The sequence below is a fragment of the Sphaerisporangium rufum genome (assembly GCF_016863395.1).
GTDB lineage: Bacteria > Actinomycetota > Actinomycetes > Streptosporangiales > Streptosporangiaceae > Sphaerisporangium > Sphaerisporangium rufum.
In genome coordinates, this window is sequence record NZ_BOOU01000079.1 from 1 (window position 1) to 10,459 (window position 10,459).

8 protein-coding genes are annotated in these 10,459 nt (G+C 76.8%); 7 read left to right on the forward strand and 1 reads right to left on the reverse strand.

Translation table 11 applies throughout. The annotated features are described in order from the left end of the window. Positions 1–752 precede the first annotated feature (752 nt). The 5 genes from Sru01_RS28505 (at position 753) to Sru01_RS28525 (ending at position 7,261) form a co-directional block, all read left to right on the forward strand. Positions 753–1,301 (forward strand): ComEA family DNA-binding protein, encoded by a 549-nt coding sequence (locus Sru01_RS28505; RefSeq protein WP_203991911.1) that lies wholly within the window; start codon positions 753–755, stop codon positions 1,299–1,301. 93 nt (positions 1,302–1,394) lie between these two features. Then, positions 1,395–3,224: a serine/threonine-protein kinase gene (locus tag Sru01_RS28510; protein WP_203991913.1), complete on the forward strand. Its 1,830-nt coding sequence runs from the start codon at positions 1,395–1,397 to the stop codon at positions 3,222–3,224. Between the two features lie 717 nt (positions 3,225–3,941). Continuing rightward, positions 3,942–4,202 carry a hypothetical protein gene (locus Sru01_RS28515; protein WP_203991916.1) on the forward strand — a complete coding sequence of 87 codons (261 nt, stop codon included), beginning with the start codon at positions 3,942–3,944 and terminating at the stop codon, positions 4,200–4,202. A gap of 19 nt (positions 4,203–4,221) precedes the next feature. Continuing rightward, positions 4,222–6,078 (forward strand): hypothetical protein, encoded by a 1,857-nt coding sequence (locus tag Sru01_RS28520; protein ID WP_203991920.1) that lies wholly within the window; start codon positions 4,222–4,224, stop codon positions 6,076–6,078. A gap of 232 nt (positions 6,079–6,310) precedes the next feature. Next, the gene (locus tag Sru01_RS28525) at positions 6,311–7,261 is read left to right on the forward strand and encodes an MBL fold metallo-hydrolase (protein ID WP_203991923.1); all 951 of its coding nucleotides are present in this window, start codon (positions 6,311–6,313) and stop codon (positions 7,259–7,261) included. Between the two features lie 242 nt (positions 7,262–7,503). Here the strand turns inward: Sru01_RS28525 and Sru01_RS28530 are convergent, their stop codons facing one another. Beyond that, positions 7,504–8,112 carry a TetR/AcrR family transcriptional regulator gene (locus Sru01_RS28530; protein WP_203991926.1) on the reverse strand — a complete coding sequence of 203 codons (609 nt, stop codon included), beginning with the start codon at positions 8,110–8,112 and terminating at the stop codon, positions 7,504–7,506. 84 nt (positions 8,113–8,196) lie between these two features. On the opposite strand from Sru01_RS28530, the gene Sru01_RS28535 reads away from it, so the two are divergent. Both Sru01_RS28535 and Sru01_RS28540 read left to right on the forward strand, forming a co-directional pair. Further along, positions 8,197–9,405: an FAD-dependent monooxygenase gene (locus Sru01_RS28535; RefSeq protein ID WP_203991929.1), complete on the forward strand. Its 1,209-nt coding sequence runs from the start codon at positions 8,197–8,199 to the stop codon at positions 9,403–9,405. 185 nt (positions 9,406–9,590) lie between these two features. Next, positions 9,591–10,334: an SDR family NAD(P)-dependent oxidoreductase gene (locus tag Sru01_RS28540; protein ID WP_203991932.1), complete on the forward strand. Its 744-nt coding sequence runs from the start codon at positions 9,591–9,593 to the stop codon at positions 10,332–10,334. Positions 10,335–10,459: the final 125 nt, after the last annotated feature.

Consider the following 10,459-nt stretch of genomic DNA (forward strand, 5'->3'; position numbering starts at 1 on the left):
GGTTCCTCATCATGGCGCACATGTGCGGTGCCGGAAACGCGGGGGCCACCGCCGGCTGACTGATTTGCCCTAATCATCAGGTTCTCTGGTGGCTATTCAGGCGGAGCGCCTCGTCCTTGTGGTCGATGCGCGGGGACAGGGAAAGCCGTATTCTTCGCGTTATGCACCCGACCAACGGCCACGGGGGCCCGGGATCGGGGACGCCGGACGGCCCTCCCCACCAGTCAGGAGACCCGAACGGCCCGACCGCCCCGCGGCCGCGCCAGCCGGCCCGGCCGTTGCCCGGCCCCGCGCAGCGGCCCGAGGCGCGTCCGGGTGACGATCGGGCCGGCACCTTCCCTCCGCGCCCCTCCCCGGGTCCGCCGCCCCCGCCGCCACCCCGCCCCGAGCCCCGTCCGGCCCCGGGACGTCCGGCGTACGGCCGGCCGGGCCCCTACGGCCGGCCGTCCCACGGCGATCGGCCGCACCATCCGGGCCCCGGGCCGGCCCGCCCGCCGTTCGCGCATCCGGGCCCGGCGGCGAACCAGGGGCCGTTCCCGCCACCCGGCCCCGGGCTGGCGCCCTACACCGCGGCGCACCCGCCCGGCCCGTACCGGCCCCCCGGCCCGCCCGGGCATCCCGGGCATCCCGGCGCCTACCCGCCGCGGCCGCCGTACCCGCCGCCCGGGCCGCCGCCGAACTCGTCCTCCGGCACCAGCGTGCTGTGGGCGATCGCGCCGCTGCTGACCTGTGGCAGCGCCACCCCGTTCACCATGGGATACGCCGCCGTCAAGCTGCGCAGCAAGCTGCTGTGGCTGGCGACGGTCGGGTACTCGGTGGGCCTGGTGGCCTTCGTCGCGGGCCTGAGCGGCAGCGGAGACATGTACGAGTTGCTCGGCGCGCTCGGGATCAGTGCGAGCTGGGTCGGCGGCACCGTGCACTCGCTGATCATCCGCAACCGGGTGTTCGAGTCCAATGACTCCCCCAACGACCAGGCCATCGCCCTCGCCCAGCACCGGCGCGAACTGCGGCAGGAGGCCCGCGAGCTGGCCGAGCGCGATCCGGCCCTGGCCCGGGAGCTGCGCATCGGGCGGCCCGACCTCCCCCGGCAGTACGACGACGGCGGGCTGGTCGACATCAACCACGCCCCGGCGCCGGTGATCGCCCAGCTGCCCGGCCTGACCGACGAACTGGCCCAGCGGATCGTCCAGGCCCGCTCCGAGGTCGGCGCGTTCATCTCGGCCGAGGACGTCTCCGTCGCGCTGAACCTGCCGCCGCACCTCACCCCGGGCTTGGCCGATCTGACCGTCTATATCCCCTGACCCGGTACCCGGCACCCGCCGGGGCCCCGGCCGCACGGCGGGCGGCCGGGGAAAGCATGCGGAAGGCGATCCATCTCCGTATTGTTCGCAGATATGCAGCCAGGCAGGCCCTCCTCCGCCACCACCGCGGCCAGCGTCGTCTGGGCGCTGGCTCCGCTGTTCACCTGTGGCTTCGCCACCCCGTTCACGATCGGGTACGCCGCCTGGCGCCGCCGCGCCCCGGCCCTTGCCGTCGCCGCGCTGCTCTACCTGGCCGGCTTCGTCCTCTCCATGGTGCTCGTCGTGGTCTACGAGTCGACGGACTACCCCGACTGGGCGGCCGTCCTGATCGTGCTCTGCCTGTTCACCTGCTGGATCGGCGGGCTCATCCACTCCCTGGCGATCCGGTCGGCGGTGTTCGCCCCCCGCCCGGCCGCCTTCGGCACCGCCGGGCCGGGCGGCGGGTTCCCCCGGCCGTCCCACCCCGCCGGCCACCCCGCGCCGGCCACCCCGCCCGGCCGGTATCCGGGCCATCCCGCGGCTGGACCGGCCGGCCGGCCCGGGTACGCGGTACCCGCCACGCCTCCCAGGTACGCCGGGCGTTCGGAGCCGCCCGGCGGCCGTCCCGGACCGGGCGCGGCGCCGGTCCGCCGCTCCGCTCCGCCGGGCGGGCCCGCCATGCCCGCCGCCGCATCCGCCCGGCCCGGCATGCCCGGCATGCCCGGCATGCCCGCCGGTCCGGGGACACCGCCCCGAGGGCCGGGCCGCCACTCCGGCCCGTACGACGCCCCGCACGACGCCCCGTACGACGCCCGGGCGGCGATGGCCGCGCACGCAGGACCGCCCGCCGGACCGCCCGCAGGTCCGGCCCTCGGCCCGCACCGTACGGGGCCGGTATCGGGTGGGTCGGTACCGCCGGTCCAGGACCGGCCCGGCGGTGCGCCGGCTCCGCAGGCGTACGACACGGCGTCCCGTACGGGGTATCCCTCGCCGCAGGACGGGTCCGGTCGCCTGGACGGCCGTTCCGCCCGGCCGCCGGCTGCCGCGCGCCACGGCGGGCCGGCCGGGCGGGTGCCGCCGACCCCCACCCGGCTGGAGACGCGCACCCCCGGTGACGTGCCTCCCGCCGGGACCTCACCCGGGCGCGCGCCCGGCCCGCTACCGCCCGGGGAGCCCCGGCAGATCGGCCCGTACCGGCTGACCGGCTGCCTCGGCCAGGGCGGGCAGGGCGCGGTGTACCTCGGCGAGACACCGGACGGCGCGAGGGTCGCGGTCAAGGTGCTGCACGCGCGGCTGGCGGCGGAGAGCGGCGCGCGGCAGCGGTTCCTGCGCGAGGTGGAGGCGGCCCGCCGGGTGGCCCCGTTCTCCACCGCCCGGGTGGTGGACGCCGGGGTGGCCGACGACCGGCTGTTCATCGTCAGCGAGTACGTCGAGGGGTCCTCGCTGGAGGAGCTGGTGCGCGAGCGCGGGCCGCGCGGCCACGACGGCCTGGTCCGGCTGGCGCTCGGCACCGCGGGCGCGCTGGCCGCCATCCACCGGGCCGGCATCGTGCACCGCGACTTCAAGCCGAGCAACGTGCTGATCGGCGCGGACGGTCCCCGGGTGGTCGACTTCGGCATCGCCCGGGTGCTGGACCAGGCCACCGCCACCTCCAGCGGCGTCATGGGCACCCCCGCGTACATGTCGCCCGAGCAGGTGGCCGGCGAGCGGGTGGGGCCCGGGTCGGACGTGTTCAGCTGGGCGGCGACGATGGTCTTCGCCGCGACCGGCCGGCCGGCGTTCGGCGACGACAACATCGCCGCGGTGTTCAACCGGATCTTCACCCAGCGGCCCGACCTGTCGGCGCTGCCGGGGCCGCTGGCCCGGGTGGTGGACCGCTGCCTGGAGAAGCGCCCGGAGAACCGGCCCTCGGCCGCCGACGTGATGCTCGCCATCGTCAACTGAGCCGCGGGCGCCGGGATCGCCCGCCGGCACGGCGAGCACGAGACCGTGAGTACGAGGACGTCGGCAGGCCATCGAGACCGGCCACGACCGAGCGCTGTCGATTGAGCCGCATCGACCGAGCCGTGTCGAGCGAGCCGGCCCGGCCACCCGGGATGCCCGGCCGCTTGGGATGCCCGGCCACGGCTCGCGCGTCCGGTAGTGGACGGCATGGCCGCCGGCGACGGCGGGTATGCCGGAACCCATGACACGGGGGAGCGAGGGTCCGCGCACGGCACGGCCGCGGGGGGTGGTCCGGCGCTGAGCCGTGGCCGGTCGCGCACCGCCGCCGTCCGATCAAGCACGGCCGACCCCGCGACCGGACGGCGATCCCGCTGGCCGGCCGGCGGTCGCCGGGCCGAACGGCCGGGCGACGCCGCCAAGCGTGGATGCGCGACCCCCGGGGGGTTGAGGGGCCGGAAATATGGGGTCCAGAAGTGTTCACCGGCGTCATGGCACGTCGTGACGGCCTGGTGCCGGTGGGGAAACGGGGGGCTGGTGTGGTAATTCCGATTTCCAGAACGCATAAGCCTGGTGAGGCCGCGTGCGCGTCGCCTAAGTTTGCAGGCGGCGTTGACGGCCTGCGCGGTTCGCCGCGGGTTCGCGGCCGTCAGCGGAGCGGTGCGGGTGGTGTCTCCCGGCCGGATCCCGTCGCGGCCCGGGCCGTGGGAAGGAGATCGCATGCCGTCGCCTGACGCCGCCCGTTGCCGGGCCGACATGGCCGCGGTCGCCAGGGCCACGCACGAGATCCTCGCCGCGGTCGCCGCGGTGCCACCGCTGCTGGGCCACCGCACCTGGCACGGGTCACCGGCCGACGTCTGGGCCGCCGACTGGACCGCGCGCGGCGCCCGCCTCACCGCCCTGCTGCACGCCGTGCTGGCCGAGCAGCCCCGCCTGATCGCCCGGGTCGAGGCGGCCGAGCACCGCGGGCTCGCGTCCTAGCGCGGCGGGGAGGGACGACATGGGCGACCCGGTGGGCGTGGACCCCGCCGCGTTACGAGAGCTGGCCGGCCGCCTGCGGCGGTTGCAGGCCCTGCTGGCCGAGCACGCGCCGGCCATCCGCCAGAAGATGCGCTGCTGGGACAGCGAGCTGGACTTCGCGCTGCTCCCCCGGCTGGTCGACGAGGCACTGCGCGACGCCCGCGACATGGACGCGCGGGCGGGGCGGGCGCACGAACTCGCCACCGACCAGGGCTGGCGCCCGGCTCCGGCCGGCCCGGGCGTCCCGGAACCACCGGCCGTCACCCTGGACTGGACGGCCACCGGGCACGCCGCCGGGGAGGCGGCGCGGGACGTGGCCGGCCTCGCCGAGGTGCAGGCCGCCGGTGACCCGGCGCACGCGCTCGCCCGGCTGGCGGAGCTGCCCGCCGGCCTGACCCGGCACCTCGGCGACCAGGCGTACCTGGCCGCGTTCTGGGCCGAGGCGACCCCGCTGGCGCTGCAGGCCGCCCGGGTGCTGCGCGACCGGGCCGGCGTCGCGCCGTTCGGCGCGGCGAGCTCGGGCGTGCTGCGCGCGCTCGGCGCCTCGCTGGCGGCGGCCACCCAGATGCGCACCGGCACCGGCGCCGACCGGCGCCCGCTGCTGTCGGCGGCGACCCGGGAGGCCATCATCCGGCCGGCCGATCCCTGGTCGGTCGGCATGCTGTTCGAGTACGGCCCGGACGGCAAGGCCTGGGACTCCGACTTCCTCGCCGACATGGCCCGCGCCATGCTGGACGCCACCGCCACCGCCACTGGCACCGGTCCTCGCACCGCCACCGGCGCCGGACTCGGGCCTGGGGCGCCTGGCCCGGCGGCGACGAGTCGCCCGGCCGGCCCGTCCCCCGGTGCGACGCCCCTGCCAGGCACGCCCCAGATCGGCGGTCCCCAGATCGGCACGGGCCCGATCGACACGCCCCCGATCGGCATACCCTCGACCGGCACGGCCTCCATCGGCGCGGCCCCGAGTGGCGCGGTCCCGGGTGGCGCGGGCCTGGCGGGTACGGACCCTGGTGGTGCCGCCGACGATCTGGCGGCCCTGTGCGCGGTGCTGGGCCGGGCGAGCGAGAACGGGCACGCGGCCCGGCACGTGCTCGGTCACCCGGTGACCGGCGCCCGGTACGCCGCCATCCTGGTCGGCGACCGGCCGGGGATGGACGGGCACGCGGCCGAGTTCCTGCGGGCCGCGGTGTCCGCGGTGCGCGGCCCGGGCGCGGACGCCGAGGAGTCGGCGCGGTCGGTGGCCGCCATCGTCCAGGCGACCGCCGCCTTCGCGGCGGCGCGTCCCGGCGCGGTGCTGCCGCCCCGGATCCGGGCGGCGCTGTTCCACGTCGCGGCCCGGTACCTGCCGGACCTGGCCGCCGGCGCGGGCCGGCCCGGCGTCCCGGGCGCGGCGCGGTTCGGCGGCCGGGCCGGGCATCCGTGGACGGCGGTGGTGGACGGCGCGGCGCTGCCGGCCTTCCTCGGCCAGGCGCTGCGCGAGCCGGTGGACGCCGGCACGCTGCGCGGTCTGCTGGACGCGCGGCAGCCGCTCACCGTGGCGGCCACCGCGCTGGACCCGGACGGCACCGACCATCTCGGCGCGGTGGCCCGGCTGCACGAGGTGGTCGACGAGGTGGAGCGGGCGCTCGGGCTCGACGCGGCGGGCCGGGCCGCGGTGGCCGCCGCCCGCCGCCGGGCGTCCGCCGCCGCGGCGGCCCGGGGCTCGTGGATGTACGACTTCACCGGCCCGTGGAGCGCCACCGCCGTCACCCGCTTTCTCACCGGGGCGGCACCGGTCTCCCTCGCCGAGTCCGTCGTGGCCGGGGCCGCCCGCCTTCCCGGCCCGAGGACCAGATGACCGGCCGTCCGGCCGGGACGCCCGCCGGCACCGGCCGGCCGGGCCGGTGCCACCGCGGCCACCGCCCCGGCGCACCAGGGGGGCGCTCGGCCTCGATTCACCGCCGGCTGGACGGCTCCGGCCCTCGCGCGCCGCGGCGTCCGGTCCACCGGATGCCGCTCACCGAACCGCACCACCGGACGCCGCCGGCCAGGCGGTACCCCCACGGCCCCATAGGGAGCAGGTGATCGACATGTCGGACGTCCGGTCCGCGCCGGCCGGTGGCCGGGACGCCGCGCTGCACGAGGTGGTGCCGGGGGTGTTCGCCTGGGTGCAGCCGGACGGCACCTGGTGGCTGAACAACGCCGGCGTCGTGACCGGCGGCGACGGCTGCCTGCTGGTGGACACCTGCGCCGGCGAGCGGCGTACCCGGCGGTTCCTGGCCGCCGCCGGGGCGGCCACCGGCGGCGCCCCGGTGCGGGTCGCGGTCAACACCCACCAGCACGGCGATCACACCTATGGCAACAGCCTGCTGCCCGCGTCCACCGTGATCATCGCGCATGAGGCGACCCGGGCCGGGCTGCTGGCCGACCCGATCATCGACGGCTGCCCGCCGGTCTGGGATCCGGTGCCCGACTGGGGTGCGGTGACCCGCCGGGTGCCGGAGGTGACGCTGCGGTCGGAGCTCACGGTGTTCGCCGGCGAGCGGCGGGTGGAGCTGCGCCATCCCGGATACTCCGCGCACACCGCCGGGGACGTGGTGGCGTGGCTGCCCGCCGAGCGGGTGCTGTTCACCGGCGATCTGATCTTCAACGGCCTCACCCCGCTGGTCTTCATGGGGTCGGTGGACGGCGCCCTCCGGTCGCTCGACTGGCTGGCCGCCTTCGACCCGGCGCGGGTGGTGCCCGGCCACGGCCCGTTGGCGACCGCCGCCGAGTTTCCGGACGTGCTGGCCGCGCACGAGCGGTACTACCGGCTGGTGCTGGCCACCGCCGCGGCGGGGCGCCGGGACGGGCTGACCCCGCTGGAGGCGGCGCGGCGCTGCGAGCTGGGCGAGTTCGCCGGATGGGCCGACGCCGAGCGGCTGGTGCTCAACCTGCACCGGGCCTACCTCGACGCGGCCGGCGGCGGCGAACTCGACCTCCTCGCGGCGTTCGGCGACGCGATCGCGTTCCACGGCGGGCCGCTGCCGACCTCGCTCTGACGGCCGGCCACCACCGACCCCGCTGCCGGCCGGTCGCCACCGGCGCGCGCTACCGGCGGGCCGCCGCCGACTCTCTCCGGCGGCGGGCGACCACCGACTCCCCCGGCAGCGCGCCGCCACCGACGCGCTGACACGACGGGCCCCGCCGGCTCCCTTTGCGGCGGGTCGCCATCGGTGCGCTCCACCGGGAAACCCACGCGCACTCCCCAGGGCGGCGGGCCGCTCCCGGCCGCTGCCCGGTCCTAGCCGGCCACCCGGTCACCCTCGACCGGATCAGCGGGCGGGCCGAGGGCGGCGCCCAGCGCGCGCAGGGCCTCGGTCAGCCGCGGCCCGGTGAGCGCGCCGTCCGGGTCGACCAGCCACTGCGCGGCCACTCCGGCAAGTAGTGCGTGATAGAGGGCGCCGGCCTGTTCCGCCGGCAGGGTGACCCCGAGATCGCCGAACAGCTCGGCCAGGCCGTGCCGGGCCTGCCCGGCGGCCTCGGTGAACGCGGTGCCGAGCTCGGGCGTCTGGTGGATGTGGGCCAGCAGCTCGAACTGCATGGCCCACAGCGGGCGGTCCGCCTCGAAGGTGCGGATCACCGCGGTCCACACCGCCTGGAAGCGCTCGGCCGGCGTCGACGCCGGGCCGGTCGCCGTGGCCAGCGCGCGGCCGAGGCCCTCTCCCCACTCCTCCATGGCCTGGTGGAGTGCGGCATTGAGCAGCGCTTCCTTGGACCCGAAGTGGTAGCCGATCGCGGCCAGGCTTGCCACGCCGGAGGCCGCCGCGATGTCGCGGGCGGTCGTGCGGGCGTACCCCTTCTCGTACAGGCAGCGCTTGGCACCGGCCAGCAGGTCTTCCCGATTACCCATGGCCGCATCCTACCGCATGTCTCATACATACGTATCAAACAAATGTATTGAACGCTCTTCTGATACATTTGTACTATCGGTGCCATGAAGAACCAGCGCATCCTCATCTCCGGCGCCGGGATCGCCGGCCTGACGCTCGCGCACTGGCTGCGCCGGCACGGCTTCACCCCGACCGTGGTGGAGCACGCCCCGGCGCCGCGGGCCGGCGGCTACAAGATCGACATTCGCGGTGCCGCCGTCGAGGTGGCCCGCCGGACCGGCATCCTGCCCGAGGTCCGGCGCGCCCGCACCGACGTGCGGGAGGCCGCCGTCGTCGACGCGCGCGGCCGCCGGGTCGCCGCTATGACCGGTGACACCTTCGGCGGGCGCAGCGGCGAGGACGCCGAGATCCTGCGCGGCGACCTGTTGCGCCTGGTGCACGACGCGGTCCCCGGCGAGGTGGAGGTCGTCTTCGGCGAGCGGGTGACCGGGCTGGACGACACCGGGCAGGAGGTGACCGTCACCTTCGCGAGCGGCGCGACGCGCGCGTTCGACCTGGTCATCGGCGCGGACGGCCTGCACTCGGGCACCCGGGCGCTGGCCTTCGGACCGGAGGAGCACCACGTCCACGACCTCGGCTACCGCGTCGCGGCCGGCAGCGTGCCCAACCACCTCGGCCTGGACCGCTGCGAGCTGACCTACGTCGCCCCGGGCCGGACCGCGCTCACCTACAGCACGGCCGGCGCCGCCGGCGCCACCGCCATGTTCCTGTTCGCGAACGACTCCGGCGGCCCGGCCACCGCGGCGGCGGGCGACCGGGACCGCCGGCACGCGGCGCTCGCCGCGGCGTACGCCGGCGAGGGCTGGGAGGTGCCGCGGCTGGTGGAGGGCGTCCGGGACGCCCCGGACTTCTACCTCGACTCGCTCAGCCAGGTGCGGATGGACCGCTGGTCGAGCGGCCGGGTGGCGCTGGTCGGCGACGCCGCGTACTGCGCGTCCGCCGCCTCCGGTCAGGGCACCAGCCTCGCCCTGGTCGGTGCCTACGTGCTGGCCGGCGAGCTGGCCGCGGCCGGCGGGGACCACGTGGCCGGGTTCGCCGGGTACGAGCGGCGGATGCGCCCGTTCGCCGAGATCAACCAGCGGCTGGGGCCGGCCAACATCCGGCGGATGGTGCTGCGGACTCCGGCCCAGGTCTGGGTGACCATGAAGGCCCTGTCGATCGTCCGGCGGCTGCCCGGCGCGGACCGGATGATGGCCAAGGCCATGGCGCCGCTGCACCGGGCGGCGAACGCCATCGACCTCCCCGCCTACTGAACGGCGACGCGCACGACCGGCCCGCACGACCGGCCCGCACGACCGGGCCGCATGACCGGGCCGCGCTTCCCCGCCTCGCGCCGAAGATCCCCGGACGGGAGTGCCGGCCCGCCCGATCGGGCTGCGTCTTTCGTCATCTTGCGAAATGGTGGAACAGATCGCGATAACGAGGTCCAGGAGGGGTCATGGAACGACGGGTGGTGGTGTCCGGGGGTGGCACCGGCATCGGGCTGGCGACGGCACGGGCCTTCGCCGAGGACGGCGACCGGGTGGTCATCGTGGGCCGGCGGGCCGAGGTGCTCAAGGAGGCGGCCACCCGGCTGAACACCGCCTTCGACGCCGACCTGGTGAGCTGGGTGCCGGCCGACCTGTCCGACGCGGCGCAGGCCGAGGCGGCGGTCGGAGAGATCTCCGCCGCCGGGCCGGTCGACGTGGTCGTCACCAACGCCGGCGGCAACGCCTCGTTCGGCCATGACGGCACGCTCGCGGGCGTGGCGGACGCCTACCGGAGCAACTTCGCGATGAACGTGCTCACCGCGGTGCTGCTCACCGAGGGCCTGCTACCGGTGCTGCGCCGGCCGGGCGGGCGCGTCGTGCACCTGTCATCGGTCGCCGCGGTCCGCGGACCGGGGGCGTACGGCGGGGCGAAGGCCGCGCTGCACGCCTATACCTTCGAGCTCGCCCAGCGCCTCGGGCCGGAAGGCGTGACGGTCAACGCGGTGGCCCCGGGGTTCACCGAGGACACCGAGTTCTTCGGCGGCCGGGCCACGCCCGAGTTCATCCGGTCGAGGGTCGACCAGACCCTGGTCGGCCGGGCGGGCACCCCGGCGGAGATCGCCGCGGCGGTCCGCTATCTCGCCTCGCCGGAGGCCGGTTACGTCACCGGCCAGATCCTGCACATCAACGGCGGCGCCATGTTCGGCCGCTGACCGCCGGCACCGGGCCGGCGGGCTCAGCCGCCGGGCGGCGTCTCGTTCCGGCCGGCTTGTTCCCGGCCGGGCTGTCCCCGGCGGGCTCTCACTCGGCCGGCTTGTCCTCGGCCGGCTCCCCGGCC

Excerpts from the sequence above, each read along its gene's own strand:
- Sru01_RS28505 (WP_203991911.1), top strand. The coding sequence starts at position 753 with ATGGGATACGCCGCCGTCAAGCTGCGCAGCAAGCTGCTGTGGCTGGCG.
- Sru01_RS28510 (WP_203991913.1), top strand. The coding sequence starts at position 1,395 with ATGCAGCCAGGCAGGCCCTCCTCCGCCACCACCGCGGCCAGCGTCGTC.
- Sru01_RS28515 (WP_203991916.1), top strand. The coding sequence starts at position 3,942 with ATGCCGTCGCCTGACGCCGCCCGTTGCCGGGCCGACATGGCCGCGGTC.
- Sru01_RS28520 (WP_203991920.1), top strand. The coding sequence starts at position 4,222 with ATGGGCGACCCGGTGGGCGTGGACCCCGCCGCGTTACGAGAGCTGGCC.
- Sru01_RS28525 (WP_203991923.1), top strand. The coding sequence starts at position 6,311 with ATGTCGGACGTCCGGTCCGCGCCGGCCGGTGGCCGGGACGCCGCGCTG.
- Sru01_RS28530 (WP_203991926.1), bottom strand. The coding sequence starts at position 8,112 with ATGGGTAATCGGGAAGACCTGCTGGCCGGTGCCAAGCGCTGCCTGTAC.
- Sru01_RS28535 (WP_203991929.1), top strand. The coding sequence starts at position 8,197 with ATGAAGAACCAGCGCATCCTCATCTCCGGCGCCGGGATCGCCGGCCTG.
- Sru01_RS28540 (WP_203991932.1), top strand. The coding sequence starts at position 9,591 with ATGGAACGACGGGTGGTGGTGTCCGGGGGTGGCACCGGCATCGGGCTG.